General features: G+C 36.3%; 15 protein-coding genes and 2 pseudogenes. 13 read left to right on the top strand and 4 right to left on the bottom strand.

Annotated elements, in window-relative coordinates; genetic code table 11:
• The first annotated feature begins 20 nt into the window (after positions 1-20).
• From ACQKKK_RS21815 to ACQKKK_RS21805, 3 genes are all read left to right on the top strand, one after another.
• The gene (locus ACQKKK_RS21815; protein ID WP_427619050.1) at positions 21-683 is read left to right on the top strand and encodes a response regulator transcription factor; all 663 of its coding nucleotides are present in this window, start codon (positions 21-23) and stop codon (positions 681-683) included.
• Entirely contained in the window at positions 671-2,032 is a 1,362-nt protein-coding gene (locus ACQKKK_RS21810) for a sensor histidine kinase (RefSeq protein ID WP_427619049.1), read from the top strand. Before ACQKKK_RS21815 ends, ACQKKK_RS21810 begins: the two co-directional genes overlap by 13 nt.
• Before the next feature lie 582 nt (positions 2,033-2,614).
• On the top strand, positions 2,615-3,130 hold the full coding sequence (locus tag ACQKKK_RS21805; RefSeq protein WP_427619047.1) for a hypothetical protein: 516 nt from the start codon (positions 2,615-2,617) through the stop codon (positions 3,128-3,130).
• 425 nt (positions 3,131-3,555) lie between these two features.
• On the opposite strand, the gene ACQKKK_RS21800 is transcribed toward ACQKKK_RS21805, so the two are convergent.
• Entirely contained in the window at positions 3,556-3,960 is a 405-nt protein-coding gene (locus ACQKKK_RS21800) for a hypothetical protein (RefSeq protein WP_427619046.1), read from the bottom strand.
• A gap of 49 nt (positions 3,961-4,009) precedes the next feature.
• Complete coding sequence (locus ACQKKK_RS21795) at positions 4,010-4,621, bottom strand: TetR/AcrR family transcriptional regulator (RefSeq protein ID WP_427619044.1); 612 nt, start codon at positions 4,619-4,621, stop codon at positions 4,010-4,012.
• Between the two features lie 205 nt (positions 4,622-4,826).
• On the opposite strand from ACQKKK_RS21795, the pseudogene ACQKKK_RS21790 reads away from it, so the two are divergent.
• The 3 genes and pseudogenes from ACQKKK_RS21790 to ACQKKK_RS21780 form a co-directional block, all read left to right on the top strand.
• Positions 4,827-4,970 (top strand): annotated as a pseudogene (locus ACQKKK_RS21790) (recombinase family protein); the annotation flags it as partial.
• A 247-nt stretch (positions 4,971-5,217) separates the two neighbouring features.
• Positions 5,218-5,874: a GPP34 family phosphoprotein gene (locus ACQKKK_RS21785; RefSeq protein ID WP_427619042.1), complete on the top strand. Its 657-nt coding sequence runs from the start codon at positions 5,218-5,220 to the stop codon at positions 5,872-5,874.
• Positions 5,875-5,886: 12 nt separating this feature from the next.
• The gene (locus ACQKKK_RS21780) at positions 5,887-6,150 is read left to right on the top strand and encodes a MerR family transcriptional regulator (RefSeq protein ID WP_427619040.1); all 264 of its coding nucleotides are present in this window, start codon (positions 5,887-5,889) and stop codon (positions 6,148-6,150) included.
• A gap of 309 nt (positions 6,151-6,459) precedes the next feature.
• Here ACQKKK_RS21780 and ACQKKK_RS21775 read toward each other — a convergent pair whose 3' ends face one another.
• Positions 6,460-7,890 (bottom strand): IS4 family transposase, encoded by a 1,431-nt coding sequence (locus ACQKKK_RS21775; protein ID WP_427619038.1) that lies wholly within the window; start codon positions 7,888-7,890, stop codon positions 6,460-6,462.
• A 275-nt stretch (positions 7,891-8,165) separates the two neighbouring features.
• On the opposite strand from ACQKKK_RS21775, the gene ACQKKK_RS21770 reads away from it, so the two are divergent.
• The 5 genes from ACQKKK_RS21770 to ACQKKK_RS21750 all read left to right on the top strand — a co-directional run bounded on the left by ACQKKK_RS21770 (position 8,166) and on the right by ACQKKK_RS21750 (position 14,416).
• Positions 8,166-8,420 carry a DUF4318 domain-containing protein gene (locus tag ACQKKK_RS21770; RefSeq protein WP_427619036.1) on the top strand — a complete coding sequence of 85 codons (255 nt, stop codon included), beginning with the start codon at positions 8,166-8,168 and terminating at the stop codon, positions 8,418-8,420.
• A gap of 800 nt (positions 8,421-9,220) precedes the next feature.
• Positions 9,221-10,390, top strand: a complete 1,170-nt coding sequence (locus tag ACQKKK_RS21765; protein ID WP_427619034.1) for a serine hydrolase domain-containing protein — start codon at positions 9,221-9,223, stop codon at positions 10,388-10,390.
• 93 nt (positions 10,391-10,483) lie between these two features.
• The gene (locus tag ACQKKK_RS21760; RefSeq protein ID WP_427619032.1) at positions 10,484-12,568 is read left to right on the top strand and encodes a serine hydrolase domain-containing protein; all 2,085 of its coding nucleotides are present in this window, start codon (positions 10,484-10,486) and stop codon (positions 12,566-12,568) included.
• 12 nt (positions 12,569-12,580) lie between these two features.
• Positions 12,581-13,012 carry an S-layer homology domain-containing protein gene (locus ACQKKK_RS21755; RefSeq protein WP_427619030.1) on the top strand — a complete coding sequence of 144 codons (432 nt, stop codon included), beginning with the start codon at positions 12,581-12,583 and terminating at the stop codon, positions 13,010-13,012.
• Between the two features lie 18 nt (positions 13,013-13,030).
• Positions 13,031-14,416, top strand: coding sequence for an IS4 family transposase (locus ACQKKK_RS21750; RefSeq protein ID WP_427619028.1), 1,386 nt, complete (start codon positions 13,031-13,033; stop codon positions 14,414-14,416).
• Between the two features lie 48 nt (positions 14,417-14,464).
• Here ACQKKK_RS21750 and ACQKKK_RS21745 read toward each other — a convergent pair whose 3' ends face one another.
• Positions 14,465-14,791: an antibiotic biosynthesis monooxygenase family protein gene (locus tag ACQKKK_RS21745; RefSeq protein ID WP_125162436.1), complete on the bottom strand. Its 327-nt coding sequence runs from the start codon at positions 14,789-14,791 to the stop codon at positions 14,465-14,467.
• Between the two features lie 368 nt (positions 14,792-15,159).
• On the opposite strand from ACQKKK_RS21745, the gene ACQKKK_RS21740 reads away from it, so the two are divergent.
• Both ACQKKK_RS21740 and ACQKKK_RS21735 read left to right on the top strand, forming a co-directional pair.
• The gene (locus tag ACQKKK_RS21740; protein ID WP_427619026.1) at positions 15,160-15,936 is read left to right on the top strand and encodes an aminoglycoside 6-adenylyltransferase; all 777 of its coding nucleotides are present in this window, start codon (positions 15,160-15,162) and stop codon (positions 15,934-15,936) included.
• A 47-nt stretch (positions 15,937-15,983) separates the two neighbouring features.
• Positions 15,984-16,534: pseudogene (locus ACQKKK_RS21735) on the top strand (dihydrofolate reductase family protein).
• Positions 16,535-16,769 lie beyond the last annotated feature (235 nt).

Genomic DNA, 16,769 nt, shown 5'->3' with positions numbered 1-16,769 from the left:
AGGTGGAGGAGGGGACCTGTATGGCAAAAATATTAGCAATTGATGATGAAGAAGGCATTCTTTATATTATAAAAAGCGCTTTAGAGAAAGAAGGACATGAGGTAACTGCCGTTAGTAATCCTCTTACAATTTCAAAGAACAAATTTTGTCATTATGATTTAATTCTATTAGATGTCATGATGCCGGAAGTAGATGGATTTACACTCTGTCAGGAGATCCGAAACTTGGTAGATAGTCCTATTGTCTTTCTAACTGCTAAAACAATGGAAAAGGATCTGATCACAGGGCTTAGTCTTGGCGGAGATGATTATATTACAAAACCTTTTGGAATTGGTGAACTGCGTGCAAGAGTGTCAGCACATGTAAGACGTGAACATAGGGAAAAGCAAAATGCCTTTTTTCTGTCAGGTCTTACATTTAATCTATCATGTAAAGAAGTAAGGTATGACGATACAGTTATCCCGTTTACGAAAAGCGAGTATGGAATTTGTGAATATTTAGCTCTGAATCACGGTCAAGTATTTTCAAGAGAAAAGATTTATGAAAATGTTTTTGGATATGATGGCGACAGTGACAATCAAGTCATTGTGGAACATATTAAAAATATTCGCTATAAATTATCTAAGTATGGCATGAATCAAATAGAAACAGTGTGGGGAATCGGATATAAATGGAAAAGGTAAAAAAACAAATAAATCTTCGCAAAATTTTTATACGGTATATTTTCGCATTTTCAATAGGGACAATTGCTTTAGTCATTTTTTATCTTAGCTTGTTCAGTATTGGAGTTAACACGGGGATGATTCTTCCGGCAAATTATTATGAGAAACAGATTGAATCGCAAAGAGACGCCATAGTAAAAGCAGAACAGGGCGATGATCGGATTTTAAAACAATATAAATATGCTGTGTATGACTTTTCAGGAAACATCATTCAAGGGAATATTCATAAAAATGATGCGAGGAAAATATGGGATAACGTACAGAACAACGAAATAGGTGACGATGGATACTACTATGCAGTTATAAAACGAAATAAAGATATTTGTGTCGTTTTATATACTTTGCATACGAGTTATAAAAATCCTGTGTTGCAGAAGTATTTACCAATCCCGGACATTTCTTTGATTTTCTCTTTTATTCTATTATTTGTAGCAGAAGTGTTATTTCTATCTCGTTCTTTTGGCAAATCGTTGTCAAAAGAACTGCTGATTTTGAAAAAGGTAACGGATAAAATTCAAAAAGAAGATTTAGATTTTCAAGTAGAGCAATCTAGAATAATAGAAGTGAATGAAATATTAGATTCCTTAGTAAAAATGAAAGATGAACTGAACGATTCCTTACGTAAACAGTGGGAGATGGAAACGAATAGAAGAGAACAGATTGCTGCTTTAGCACATGATGTCAAAACGCCATTAACGATATTGAGAGGGAATGCCGAGCTGTTAAATGAATTCATGCTGGATTCGGATCAGGGGAAATGTAATAAGCATATTTTGAAAAGTGTTGCTGAAATGGAGATGTATATGAAATCTTTGCTCGACATTACGAAATGTGAGGAAGTTACTCCACTTCAATTTAAGCAAATAGAGCTTCAAAAATTTATTGATAATCTAATAGAAGAAAGTGCAATTTGTGCTTTGGACAAACAGTTACATGTAATGAAAGAGGTTAAGGATATACCGAATTTTATTTATGCTGATGAGGTTGCTTTAAAAAGGGCCATTATGAATGTGATGATGAATGCCATTGAATATTCCCCTGTAAATGGTGATTTGCTGTTCACAGTTGAAACTAGTAATAGTAAGGTCCAGTTCATTATCGAGGATGCAGGAAGAGGATTTACAAAGGAAGAAATGAGTTCAGCTACAGAGCAATTTTTTAGAGGCGATAAAAGTAGAAACTCAAAACATCATCATGGAATCGGACTATATATTACGAAAAACTTTGTAAAGCAGCATGGTGGAAATATTCACTTAAGTAATTCAGAAAAGCTGTGCGGTGCAAAAGTTGTTTTGGAAATATCAGTGTAGAAGGGAGGATAGGCGAGGCTTTGTCTATTTCATAATAGATGAGATTCTATAGAGAATATGAGCGAATATGTGGCTATATGGGCTATTTTACTTTGAGTTTGTGAAATAAAAAACACAAATTTTCCATTTAGGGGGTACTTTAAAATCTTAGCTTGATAGCGATGTGGAGGTACCCCTAATACTTCTAAAAATCTATAAGAATTATATATTTAGATATACACCTCGTTAGAATATATTAATATTAAAATTCACTAGTGGTTTAACCATAAAGAAAAAAACCATCCTGTCCAAAATTCAAAGAAAATAAATTTTTTCTTGTTTAAGGGGCGATAGTTGGCTTTTGTTTGATTGCCATGTCGTTTATACGAACACGTATTGAACTAGCAAATAATTCTGCAAGTAAAATATCGTAATCTCACCAAAAAAGGCATTTTACGTATCCCTAGTATAGTTTATTGGATATACTCCTAACCTATTATAAAAAATGAATACTTCAAATTATTAGCATTAGTGTAAAAAAATATTATGATGAATTTGTATATTTTTTCGGAGATTATTATTAAGATATCAGGAGGTTTTCAATTGAAATATCTATTTAATCGGTGTTTGATTATGATCGTTTTTTTAACTTTTTCCATACTGCTTATAGGATGTTCTAATTCCACCAGTAGTAAAGTAACGATTACTAAAGAAATGGAACAAATCGTTTCAGATACCATAATGGAACAAAACAAAGATACTTTATCCGTTACAGATAAGCAATTTGAAGCACATAAAATATATGGTGCAGATGAAAAGGATGGCGTGATTAGCATCTATATATACACCTTATATGAAGGGTATAACAAATCAACTGGGACAGAAGTTCAAGCTGGAATTTCATATCCTGCACGTATTAAGTTAGCAAAAGATGAAAATGGATATGTATTAAAAGAATATAAAAAACCAGAAGAAGGTGGAGAATTCATAGACTCACTTGAAGATTTGTTTCCTAGTAAATATTCAAAACAGGTATTGAAAGATAAGGGAAATGGTGCTGATTTAGATGAACAAATGCAGAAAGAGGTTAAAAAATGGTTAAGTAAAACGAACAAATAACTATCCCTTTTTTTTATAACCACTATCTAATGGGTAGTGATTATTTAATGTTCGATGGACATAAAATTCATATTGTGTAATCCTCCCTATAACATCAATACATTATGAGGTGCAATAAAAAAAGAACTCCAGATGGAGTTACTTTAAACAATCAATCAAAAGAAAAATCTATTGGAATTAACGTTATCATACTACGAATTTAATGTATTATTCAAAAGTTAAATTTGAAGAATTACAACTAAATAATGTCATCACTACTTATGGCTCATTGAGCTCCAATAATCAATCCAATGTTGCAAATGTTTATTAAACATTATCTAATGTAGCTTTGAAATATAGTCACGATGTATCAGATCCTGATCCTTCCTTCAGAAAAGCTTCCGATTGCGGTATACTTCAAAACTATTTGCTTGCCTTTTAATCTCTTATTTCTGTTCCTTAGCAAAATAGATTCGATTTTTGGGACGTGTAAGAATAATGATTATCATAATTAACAATAACCCTTGTATCCCTTGTTCTAACCGCATCCATAATGGATATACATCCCCACCACCAATTGCTAATGCATAAATACCAAAAGCACCCGCAATAGATATAATCATAACACGTATATACGCTGATCGTTTTCTTTCCTTTAACTTAAAACCAAATCCTATATAAACCAGTGAAAGAATGGCAAGTCCCCCCGAACGCAGCCATACATATCCATTAATGTTGTCTCGAAATATAAAATCCAGTACTAAAAGCAGAATACTCATCGCAAAAAAGAAAATTTGTAATTTGATTACCTGACCAATAGCATTATCAATTGATTTATTATTACTTTGCATAAAAACACTTCTTTCTTCAAATTTAGATTCCGCTGAAGGACAATTAATTTTATTTTCGAGTTGCTAAATCAAACAGTGTTATCAATTCCTTTGTGTAGGATTCGAGATCCAAATCAGAATCCAGAGCTAACTGTAATCCAACGCCATCAATAGCATCACGAATAGTGATTGCTAATACCTTTGCAGAAAAAGCATTTAAAGTTCTAAAACTGCCATCTTGTTGCCCTTGATGTAAAAGCTGAATAATCGGTGCTAATATCTGCTCATTTGCTGTCACATCAAAGAGGCGCTTTCCTTCTTTCGTGCGGGCATTGGCCAAAATCTCTGTCACAGCAATAATATTTTGGTGGTTATCATCCATGAATTTCAAATTCGATTCAATATAAGCTTTTAAAATGTCTTTTGCAGTGCTTTTTCCTTTCATATGAGATTCCATAAAGATTGCACCTGCATGATAAACTTCTATTACAACCTGCTGTATCAGTTCATCTTTGCTGGAAAAATGATAAGAAATCACCCCTTTACTAATTCCAGCTTCCTTAGCAATCTCCGATATAGAAGCATTCACAAAACCCTTTGTAGCAATTACTTTAATTGCACAGTCAACAATTTGGGCACGTCTAGTTTCTTCAATAAAAGAACGATTTTCTTGATTATTCATCTTATCATTTGTACGCATGTACTAATTTTAGTACGTCCGTACAAAAAGTCAAGCATAATTGGAATCAAAAATAATAAAAGAAGGACTAATAAATTAGCACTTCTTTTATTATTTTATCGAAATTAAATTTTAGTAAGCCCATATAAGCTCAATATGGCTCGATTGCTGAATAACCTATTACCATGCTAATTCATACCATTACCAAAAACCATTAGGTAGACCCAAGTTGGATAAAGAAAAGCTTACTGTTGAATATTCTATAAAGGAGATAGTCTCAGCAACTGGAATATCTCAAGGCTCCTTATATAGGGCAGTCAATAGAAGGAAGCTTAAAGAAATAAAAAAATAGGGGTGTTTTATTATTTCTCCTAATTTACTTTGCGGTCTACAGCAAGAACCCTGTCACTAAGCCTAATGAAAGAAGGGGCTAACTCAAAAATCGTGAAAAAATGATTTGCTCCCAAATATTAATTTACTTGACACTAAAAGAAATAAAATGCCATAATTTAAATCTTAAGTAGTAAGTAGTAAGTAGTGTGTAGTAAACGGTAAGTTACATTATTGAATTGGACTAAAACTATTGAGAGGTGTTTTTTATGAAAGATATGGAAATTTCGCAAAAATATTTATTATTAGCACTAAATGATAAAGGCAGTGTTGCTGCTATTGGTAGTATGAGGATTCGTGCTTTTATGGTTGCAAGTGGCATTTTAGAACTTGCAGCAGAAGATATTGTTTCGTTGTCGGAGAATCAAGTGACAGTAAAACAAGATTTACCAAGTAATAAAGGGTATTTGGGTTCAATTTATAATATGATTTCCGAAGATAATTCAATACCCCTGAAAAAATTAGCAAGGGGAATAGTTACTAAACGAAATTTATTCAAGGAATTATTCAACGCAGTCGGTGATTCTTTAGTTGAATTGGATTTGGTCTCCAAAACAAATACTGGCTTATTAGGACATTCCAACCACTTTATACCTAGTGAAGGTGCCAAAAAACTAATTGTAGAGCAAATTCGTGCAGAATTATTAGAAGAGGGACCAGTTTCAACCGATACAGTTGTTCTTTCAAGTTTGTTAATAGGCAGTCGTATTTTGAAGAACTATTTCAGTAAATTTGAGGAAAAAGACCTTAACGATAAATTATCTATGCTTCGCAATGATACGGCTAACAAAGAAATTTTTGCAATGATTGATGCTATATCACACACAATTACTACAATCATTGCTTCTGCTTCTGCAGGTTCATAAGGGGGGATTTAAGTGTCAAGGAGACGTTCATTAGAAGATATTTTGAAATCTGAGTATATATCTATCGGTGAACTGGCTAGAATAACTGATTTGAGATACAGTACATTAAAATATTATACCGAAGCTAATTTAATTCCATTTGAACAATTAGATGAAAATTTAACACGTCGTTACCCTCGAGATGCAGCAGTGGAAAGAGTTGAGACTATTAAAAGCTTAAAGAAATCTGGCTTATCCATTGCGGAGATTAGAGATAAAATAGCGAAACAAAGTTAACAAAATATAACTTTTAGAGTATTGATTTGATCAAAAAAGGGTTACTACCTTAGAATCATTACGTCCGTTGATCAACCAATAATAGTAATAAGTACCGGTTACACCCTTACCGTGGTGAAAACCGGTTATTTTTACACAAATCTCCTTAGCGTTGTAAATTCGCGTTTTGCTGGTGGTACCCCATCGCTATCAAGCTAAGATCATACAACATCAATTATAGTAGAAGCTGTTTCTTTTTTCTAAAGTCTATGCGTAGAGAAGTTAAAGATTTGCATACGAAATAAACCCTAACGGGTTTCCTTTTTTGAATTAAGCCGCTTGATTATCAGACATAGTACAATTGTAAACGACACCTAATATATCAAAGACTGTTTTCTTCTCATATCGATGAGATTTTCGCCCGTTTTGTTGTAGAAGATTGAACAGGCGAAGTAACACCTTTGATAACTCTTGGGTGTCTTTTTGTATCGATTGGAAAAGAAGAAAAAAGTAATCTTTAATCATATATATGGCCTTATATTCACTCAGTTCTCGTTTCTTTTTCATAAGAAGTAATTGTCGCATTTGAAACATGGTAGAAGAACAAAGTAGAATGGCAATTAGTTGCCCATACAAATGGCATTCCAATCGCTCTCGTTTTATCTTTTTACAATGATGAATATGAAAGAATGATTTCCATGTTTTAAATAAAATCTCGATTTGCCAACGTAAAGAATACCAATCATGTACTTGTCCCATCGGGACAAGATCTATAGGGGTATTTGTCATATATACATTGATACCGCTAAGTCGTTTACTACGAGCAGAATACTTCATTCCTTTCTTTTTTTCTCTTACCGTTTGATCGTGTAATCGTTTTTGTTGTTGTTCTTTTGTTAGTCGATGAACAATCACACGAGTTGGGACTTTATCAGTCATTCCTACATAAGCGTTGGATATTTCCCCTGATTGTCCTGGATGAAGAGAGTTCATTAAAACCTCCATATCTATTTGGATATACTCTGTCCCCTTTTTAATTCTGCCATCTTGAAAATAATCAGGGTTTGGATTTTTTTGATAAATACGTGTATTCGATTTGATACGTGATATAAAATAAGCCTTTTTATCTTGTATATGTTGAAGATCTTTCAAATGAAAATAACCTAAATCTCGGATGCATAAATCATTCGCTGTTACAGTTGGGACACACAGGGAACCGTAGGTTCGATCATGTTGTTTACCTGGACCTGTATGAATATGAAGGAATTGTCCACTTAATAAATCATACTCAAGCTGTATCTTAACTCCCGCTATATGGCTGCATCCTCCCGCACCAGGGTAAATTGATGAAAATATATCCGGAAGTTGAAATACAGTTGAATCTAAAATACGAATACGCTTGAAAATAGAAGGATATGAAGAAGAAATCGGCATAGATGAGGTCAGTTTTTGGTTTAGTAGTTCAGCTAATAGATGTTGTAAAAATTGTACAGCCGCTTTATTAAATCGTTGATTCAAGCCCTCAGGGCTGATGAGTACTTCTGTTGATGCTTCTAAACAGCTAGATAACTGAGTTAAAGAAGTCATAGCTACATTTTGGTTCACCCATACACATAAAGCGACTAAATCTTTTGCTTGGTACTTACTGGCTCGTTGTACAAAACCAGCATCTCTAGCAAGATCCCGTAAGGTATTTGGAGATAAAAAACTTTGAATCTCTTGAGCAAATAGTTGTAATTCGTCAGACACAGAAACAGACATAAAAAACGCCATCCTTTCCTATGATTCTACAGAAAGAATAGCGTATTTTTTGCTTTATAGATAGTGCAAAACATTAGCTTTATAGCGATGTGGTGAGACCCCATTCCTATCAATCCAAGTAATCCACTTTTCTATATTCAATTACGTTAAGTTCCTGGAGGCTAACCAAATCCCCTGCCAGCACTTACACTCAAAAACAAGGGGTTACTTCATGGTATAATATGGATGATTTAGAATATTGATTTATATTAAGGATGAAGGGGGAGTAGATTAGGATGAAAAAGCAAAGATTTTTAAAAAAACTATTAAGAAAAAGCTTTAATATTGAACTAGATGATTCTCTTCATTATCCATCTGTTAAAACGATCTGTTCAGCTGTTGAAACCTATGCTATACAGTCTAAGGAGAAATTAAGGTTTGAAAGTAAAACAAAACCGATTACTTTTTATTTAGAAGATACATTGTATAGTGCAGATGTACGTATGGCTCGTGGAGGATATTATATATTTTGTCGAGAAGAGTTAATATGATTCTCTGTATTGGTTAAGCAAAATGAACAGACTAATTAGTACTAGTATCTAAGATTTATTTAGGGCTAGCACCACCATCAACTTAATATTTTGAAGTATCCCCAAAACGATAAAAATGAACTTCTTTCTATAAATGGCACAAATTTTTCGTTTTGGGGGCATTATAAAATTTAAACTTGATAGCGATGTGGTGGTACCCCATTGCCATCAACTTAAGAAAAGTAAACACCCCCAAAACAAAAAAATGAGCTTACTTCTCAAAATAACTAACTGTAGAGAAAGAAAATTTTCATTTAGGGGGTACTTCAAAACCTTAGCTTGCTGGCGATAGGGTCACCATATCAAAAAAAGAAAATTGTACGTTTAGACACATTTTTCAACCGCTTCCTATATGTTAAGGGATTGGTTATTTTTTTTACAGTTTTTTAAAATAAAATTCTAAATATCTAATTATAATTGGTGAAAAAGACGATCAATAGTTTGGGTACGGAAATGATTCGAATTTACATTCTTTCTTAATGCATATTATGGATAAATAAGGTAAAATATGGGTTGGGGGTATGTCTCATGTTGCGTTAATCTAGCAATAACTAAGGATACATAATATGCTTTCATACCTTTAAATAATTTTGTTATAGAAGGGGTGTAGATTTAAATGGCTCAAATTGTTGATATTGATAGATACCTTTGTACTGGGGCTTTAATCTATATGAGTGAGGGCCTTTTCCCTAAGCCTTGTCAGGAGGTAAGGAACAGTAAACAACCACCTATACAATATTAATAGAGGAGAGGAATGCCTTATGAAAATACGTAGGCAAATTACATTTGCAAGTCTGGCCCTTTTAATAGCTGGAAGTTCCCTGTTATATACAACGCCAACCTCAATTGTAAAAGCAGAGCCCACTCAAAATGTATCTAGTTCATTACAAACAAGCAACCAACGAGATCGTAATTCCGTCAAGGAAGCAATGCGGGATACATTGCAATTTGGATACCCGGGGATACTTGCTAAAACTTCTGAGCGTGGAAAAACGTGGGGTTATGCCGCTGGGATAGCGGATCTGAGAACCAAAAAACCAATGAAAACAGATTTTCGCTTTCGCATTGGTAGTGTGACGAAGACGTTCACCGCAACAGTTGTACTTCAATTAGCTGGAGAGAACCGCCTGAATCTAGACGACTCCATTGAAAAATGGTTGCCTGGTGCCATTCAAGGAAATGGATATGATGGTAACCAGATTACCATCCGGCAGATATTGAACCATACAAGTGGTATCGCTGAATACTCAAGGTCAAAAGACGCTGATTTTACGGATACAAAAAAATCGTATACGGCTGAAGAGTTAGTGAAGATGGGGGTTTCTCTGCCTCCAGACTTTGACCCAGGAGAGGGGTGGTCTTATTCAAACACAGGATACGTATTACTGGGTATTCTTATTGAAAAAGTAACTAGAAACAGCTATGCGGAAGAGATTGAAAATCGGATTATTGAACCACTTGAATTGTCGAATACATTCCTACCTGGCAATTCAAGCGTTATTCCAGGCACCAACCATGCCCGTGGATATGTCCAACTAGACGGAACAAGTGAGCTAAAAGACGTTACTTATTATAACCCAAGTGCAGGTAGCTCTGCTGGAGATATGATTTCTACTGCTGACGACTTAAACAAATTCTTCTCTTACTTGCTCGGTGGCAAATTACTGAAAGAACAACAACTAAAACAAATGCTTACTACAGTCCCTACAGGAAAAGAAGGAATCGATGGATATGGTCTTGGAATCTATGAAACTAAGCTTCCGAACGGTGTCTCGATATGGGGACACACAGGTGGCATTCTAGGGTTTACTACTCTTGTTGGGGGTACACTTGGAGGCAAGCATACGTTGGCTGTCAATTGGAACAGTTTGGGTAGCGCTGACAGTCCTAATCCTTTTAAAAATATTTTACTTGCTGAATTTAGCAAGTAGGTCAAAAGGAAGAACGGATAAATTTTATCATATTCTCATAGCTAAACAAATAAATGATGAAATCGATCACTTATCTAAGGAGGCAATTTCCTCATGAAAAATAAGCTAACTGGTGTGTTAGCCGCTATATTAGCGCTAACTATGATCCTACCAACAGGGGCGAAAGCATTTTCTGACAGTAAGACTAGAGTTGTAACTATCGAAGAAGTAGCTAGCCAAGAACTGAAGAAGATTGCAGCAGAGAAGGCTGCGCTACTCACGAAGTCCCATGGGGCGACTAGCGTGCAGTATGCGCTAATTGATAATGGCAAACTTATTTTGTCAGGGCAGGCTGGCAAGAACGATATGGAAGGGGAACAGCCGTTAACCAAAGATACTCTATACGGGATTGGTTCAGTCAGTAAAATGTATGCAACAGCGGCCGTAATGAAATTAGTCGACGAAGGAAAAGTCGATTTGGATGCTCCTGTCGTCAACTATGTTCCTGATTTTAAGATGAAAGATGAGCGGTACAAACGCATTACGCCGCGTATGTTGTTGAATCACTCCTCTGGCTTGCAAGGTTCCACGTTAAGTAATGCATTTTTATTTAACGATAATGATACCTATGCCCATGATACCTTGTTGCAGCAATTGTCGAACCAGAGCCTGAAAGCGGACCCAGGCTCGTTCTCGGTATACTGCAACGATGGCTTTACACTGGCCGAAATTTTAGTGGAAAGAGTCAGCGGTATGAGCTTTACAGAATTTCTACATCAACGGCTTACAGAACCTTTAAAGATGAATCATACAAAAACGCCGCAGGACAAATGGAGAGACGAGAAGCGGGCTGGACTTTATTTTCCGGCGTACCAAGGGCAGCTTCCAATTGAAGCAGTGAATGTGATTGGTACGGGAGGGATCTCTTCCACGGCAGAAGATATGGTAAGATTCTCACAACTATTTATGGGACAGGGAAAAGGGATCCTCTCTGATAAAGTAGTCAAGGCAATGGAGCAAGAGGAATATAAAAAAGGGATGTGGCCGGGGGATGGAGATAATATTTTTAACTATGGTCTTGGCTGGGATAGTGTGAAACTATACCCATTCAGTGAATATGGGATAAAAGCTTTGGCTAAGGGCGGCGACACGGCACTGCAACATGCTATACTGGTCGTGCTTCCGGAACAGAAAATGGCAGCAGTTGTGTTGTCATCCGGTGGACGGAGTTCTACAAATCAACTGATGGCGACTGAATTGCTGCTCGCCGTGCTTAAAGAGAACGGTACTATTAAGGACATCAAGCCGAACAAATCCTTTGGCAAGCCGGTCAAGGTCAAGATGCCTCAAGATGTGACAAAGAAAGCGGGCTTTTATGGCAATAGCGAAACTCATTTCAAAATTGAAATTTCGAAGAATGGAGAACTGTTCTTACCATCTAATCGAGAAGAAAAATATGTATATACTGCGGATGGAAGCTTTATTAATGAGAAGGGTACTTCCAAGCTCAACTTCGTGACCGAGAAGAATGGAAGAACTTATTTGAGGGAGAGCACATATAAATCGCAGCCAAGCTTAGGGCAAAGTGTGATGACTCACTATTTAGCTGAGAAACTAGAAGAAAACGTGCTATCGAAGAAAACCGCTGCTGCATGGGCAAAGCGGGAAGGTGTCAAGTTCTATCTTGTGAACGAGAAATTTAGTTCTATTGAATATCTCGTACAACCGAAACTTATTACCACACAGATTACTCGCAAGGAAGGCCTGGAAGGCTATTGGGATGGCAGAAAAATTACAGGTCCGGACACCGCGGCGCATCAGCTCCAGATCCCCGTGATGAATGGTCGTGATACGACGGAAACCCATTTCTATACAGAAGGCGGCAATGAATTTATGGAGATGGCCGGGTTGTTATACGTAAGTGGAACTAACGTAAAACCACTTGATGTAGGGCAATCATCTAAAGTTACGCTGCAAGCAAATGGGCATGCGAAATGGTTTACGATCCCGCAATCGGCAGCCGAGAAAACGATGACCGTGACGTTGCCATCGAAGGGTTCGTTCGCGGTGTATGATGAGAAGGGAGTATGCGTCGATTTTACCATTGTGAGCGGCAATAACAAAGTAAAACTGCCGAAGAACGGAACGGTTGTATTTGCTGGAGCGCCGAACTCGGAATTTGCAATCACGTTGAACTAGCTACAATTCAAGATGGACTTCAACAAAACCAGTACGACACAGAAAAGGTGTTTTGCTGGTTTTGTTTGTATTTACGCATTATCTTTACAAAGAGGCTTTCCACGAATAATATCACGCTCAAACTCTGCAAGAACAGCTAGCATACCAGTTCTGGGCGATCATCTTTTGCTCCACTCATTTTCTCGGTGTAAATACGTTCGCAGCCGGTATTATGATGTACAAGCCCTATACGATGCAGGAATTATCCGAGGTGTTTCAGCTACTAAGTTTAACCCGTATGGCACACTCACACGTCAACAGGCTGCACTTATGTTAGTACGAACACTAGAATATCTAGGTGTAGAAAAAGAGTCAAATACAGGGCCCTACCACATCGCTATCAAGCTAGTAAAAAAAATGCCGCCTAAAATGAAAAAATACGCTATTCTTTCTGTAGAATCATAGGAAAGGATGGCGTTTTTTATGTCTGTTTCTGTGTCTGACGAATTACAACTATTTGCTCAAGAGATTCAAAGTTTTTTATCTCCAAATACCTTACGGGATCTTGCTAGAGATGTTAGTTTTGTACAACGAACCAGTAAGTACCAAGCAAAAGATTTAGTTGCTTTATGTGTATGGATGAGTCAAAATGTCGCTAAAACCTCTTTAACCCAGTTATGTAGTTGTTTAGAAGCATCAACAGAAGTACTTATCAGTCCTGAGGGACTGAATCAACGATTTAATGCCACAGCCGTGCAATTTCTACAACAGGTGTTAGCTGAACTTCTCAACCAAAAGTTATCTTCAACTAAGCTGCTCTCTTCTCCATACACTTCTATTTTTAAGCGCATTCGTATCCTAGATTCAACTGCATTTCAACTTCCCGATGTATTTTCATCTGTTTATCCAGGTGCAGGAGGATGCAGTCATACAGCCGGGGTGAAGATTCAGCTTGAGTATGATCTATTAAGCGGACAGTTCCTACATATTCATACAGGTCCAGGTAAACAACATGATCGAACCTATGGTTCTCTGTGTGTCCCAACTGTGACAGCGAATGATTTATGTATCCGTGATTTAGGTTATTTTCACTTGAAAGATCTTCAACATATACAAGATAAAAAGGCTTACTATATCTCTCGTATTAAATCAAATACTCGTATTTATCAAAAAAATCCCAATCCTGATTATTTTCAAGATGGAAGAATCAAGAAAGGTACAGAGTATATACAGATAGATATGGAGGTCTTAATGAACTCACTTCAACCAGGACAAACATGCGAGATATCCGACGCTTATGTAGGAATGACTGATAAAGTACCAACTCGTGTGATTGTTCATCGGCTAACAAAAGAACAACAACAAAAACGATTACAAGATCAAGCTGTAAGAGAAAAAAAGAAAGGAATGAAGTATTCTCCTCGTAGTAAACGACTCAGTGGTATCAATGTATATATGACAAACACCCCTACAGATATTGTCCCGATGGGACAAGTACATGATTGGTACTCTTTACGTTGGCAAATCGAAATTTTATTTAAAACATGGAAATCATTCTTTCAAATTCATCAGTGTAAAAAGATAAAACCAGAAAGATGGGAGTGCCATTTGTATGGACAATTGATTGCCATTCTACTCTGTTCTTCTATCATGTTTCAAATGCGCCAATTGCTCCTCATGAAGAAAAAACGAGAGCTTAGTGAGTATAAAGCCATATATATGATTAAAGACTATTTTCTTCTTCTATTCCAAACTATACAAAAAAACACCCAAGAGCTATCAAAGGTGTTACTTCGCCTGTTCAATCTCCTACAGCAAAACGGGCGGAAATCTCATCGATATGAGAAAAAAAGCGGTCTTTTTCTATAGCTGAAAATTCATAAACACAACATCTATGTACATGATGTCTTTGTTTGCTTACTTGCTTGTATAGTCTCTTTCAACCTTGCAAATTCGGGTTGTGTATGACGAGTACCAATCTTTCATACCTTTTTCTTGTGCTTTTTTGTGAGCAGCATTTTCTTTCCAAAGCTTAATGGCATCTAGGGATTTCCAATAGGATACGGTAATTCCTACTCCGTTTTGATCTCTTACGCTTTCGACTCCTAAATAGCCATCTTGTTGGGCGGCAAGTTCGTCCATGAAATCAGCGGTTGAATTATAGCTTGTAGCGTCTTTATCGTTTCTTTGAGAAGTGAAAATACAAGCGTAATAGGGTGGTTCAGGTGTATTTGCAAGAAACATGGAATGGCGCCTCCCTCTATCTTAATATTCAAAATAATATCACAGAGGGAAGAACGTGGATAGGGGCTATTCCACGCTAAAGAAAGCTGGTTGTAAAATTGAAAACTGTTCCAGGTAAGAAAATTTTTACAAACAGCCTATGCAAGGTGAAGGGGGGACTTGACCTCTGGCCAAGAAACTAATAAAAACCAAAAAAGTTTTCAGAAGCTGTTTATTTATAAGCCTGTTAAGTGGAAGGTTTTTTTTCCTGATGCACGAATATATTACTTTAAAGGTTTTACAAAAAAAGGAGATGGTTTCTGTGTGCGGGATTTGTCAGTAAACATAAAGAAAGAGATATATTTTTACCGAAACAACGCGATATTCTTTTGAAAAAGGCATTTAAGGATTTATCAGCAGATCCTGATGTTTTAGCTATTTACCTAGCCGGTTCATTAGCAAAAGGAAACTATGATCATTACTCTGATATAGATTTGCACACCATTGTTATTTCTGAACGGAAAGCAGATTTTTTAAAGGGAAAAAGGAGTAGAGCCAATAACTGGGGAAATGTTTCATTTCATGAAGACTACCATCCTTCTTCACCGTATGTCGTCACTCATTATGATACCTTTGTGAAAGTGGATAGCTGGTATCACTCACCTGAGGAAATGGTACCTTCCATCTGGTTAAAAGAGGCTGAAGTCATTTATGATCCCTTTCATATTATGGGCCATATTGTTGAGGAATCAGCAAAGCAAGTTTATAAACCTTCAGCAGATGAAGTTGAGCATTGGAGAGGAAAGCTTCTTGCTTTTGTCCATGAAATTTACCGAGCTGTTATGAGGGAAGAAATATTTTATGCACTATCTAATCTTGATGGGGTACGGTGGCTGGTTGTGGCCGGTTGGTATATGGAAATGGAAGAACATATAGATGGGCCCTATGGAGTTTGGTCGAAAATCGAGGGCAAAAGAAGTAAATTAGATGAAAAGAAATTATCCCTTTTAGAAAGTTGGGGTTGTGGCCGTAATTCAGATGAAATTATTAAAACGTTGAGAGGTATGATCCCAGAATTCCTTAGACTAAATAAATATCTTTGTACCCAAGTGGGAGTCGAAACAAATGAAGATCATATCAAAAGAATAATGGATATGGCTATCTGATCCATTTTGCCAAAGTTTGAGGGAACGTTCATATGGAGGGATGCTTAGTGACTGAATTGATATATCATGTTGCAGTTTCGATAGACAATTTCATTGCCGACCAAGCTCTTTTGGATGGGAATATCGATCAAACACTTTTCTTATTTGTAGGTGATCATGTTCCAGATTTTTTATCCGATATTCAGCAATATGAAGCGGTGTTGATGGGAAGAAAAACGTATGAATTTGGATTTCAATTTGGGGCTAAACCGGGTGAACCAGGCTATAAGGGTTGAAACATTATATATTCTCGAACTCCCTTCAGTTTGAATCGAACGAGGAAGTAGAACTTATAAAAGGAAGCGCCGTAGCTTTTATTGAAAACCTAAAGCAGAAAAGTGACGGTAAGCTATGGCTTTGTGGTGGCTGGGAACTGGCTGGAACGTTATTGAAACATAAACTCATAGAACAATTAGTGCTGAAAGTGAATCCAATCATCATCGGTGAAGGTATACCTCTTTTCGGCAGCGCTAAGCCATGTCTGAAATTAGATTTAGTTGAAATGAAACAATATCCAAATGGAGTGAATAAACCCACGTATAATGTTATTTATACATAGGAATGTGGGACGGGCAGCTAAATAAAAACTTCATTCCCTAATTAGGGATGCTTTATTTCATGGTAGGGGTTGTGTTGAGCAGCCCTTTTCTTTTTGTTAAAGTTTACTAGTGAAGTGACTTTTTAATTCACTGGTTATTGAAGATAAATTGTGGCTTATCTTAAAAGCAAAAATATTCGATGAAAATTAATGAGAAATTTATTTTTAAATCATATCCTTTCAATATAACTTGAAA

Source organism: Peribacillus sp. NPDC006672 (assembly GCF_050274955.1).
GTDB lineage: Bacteria > Bacillota > Bacilli > Bacillales > DSM-1321 > Peribacillus.
The sequence above is the reverse complement of the archived record's forward strand: the minus strand, read 5'-3'. Positions and strand labels throughout refer to the sequence as shown.

Coding starts and splice junctions, on each gene's coding strand:
- ACQKKK_RS21815 (WP_427619050.1), top strand. CDS start 21: ATGGCAAAAATATTAGCAATTGATGATGAAGAAGGCATTCTTTATATT.
- ACQKKK_RS21810 (WP_427619049.1), top strand. CDS start 671: ATGGAAAAGGTAAAAAAACAAATAAATCTTCGCAAAATTTTTATACGG.
- ACQKKK_RS21800 (WP_427619046.1), bottom strand. CDS start 3,960: ATGCAAAGTAATAATAAATCAATTGATAATGCTATTGGTCAGGTAATC.
- ACQKKK_RS21795 (WP_427619044.1), bottom strand. CDS start 4,621: ATGAATAATCAAGAAAATCGTTCTTTTATTGAAGAAACTAGACGTGCC.
- ACQKKK_RS21785 (WP_427619042.1), top strand. CDS start 5,218: ATGAAAGATATGGAAATTTCGCAAAAATATTTATTATTAGCACTAAAT.
- ACQKKK_RS21775 (WP_427619038.1), bottom strand. CDS start 7,890: ATGTCTGTTTCTGTGTCTGACGAATTACAACTATTTGCTCAAGAGATT.
- ACQKKK_RS21770 (WP_427619036.1), top strand. CDS start 8,166: ATGAAAAAGCAAAGATTTTTAAAAAAACTATTAAGAAAAAGCTTTAAT.
- ACQKKK_RS21765 (WP_427619034.1), top strand. CDS start 9,221: ATGAAAATACGTAGGCAAATTACATTTGCAAGTCTGGCCCTTTTAATA.
- ACQKKK_RS21760 (WP_427619032.1), top strand. CDS start 10,484: ATGAAAAATAAGCTAACTGGTGTGTTAGCCGCTATATTAGCGCTAACT.
- ACQKKK_RS21755 (WP_427619030.1), top strand. CDS start 12,581: ATGGACTTCAACAAAACCAGTACGACACAGAAAAGGTGTTTTGCTGGT.
- ACQKKK_RS21750 (WP_427619028.1), top strand. CDS start 13,031: ATGTCTGTTTCTGTGTCTGACGAATTACAACTATTTGCTCAAGAGATT.
- ACQKKK_RS21745 (WP_125162436.1), bottom strand. CDS start 14,791: ATGTTTCTTGCAAATACACCTGAACCACCCTATTACGCTTGTATTTTC.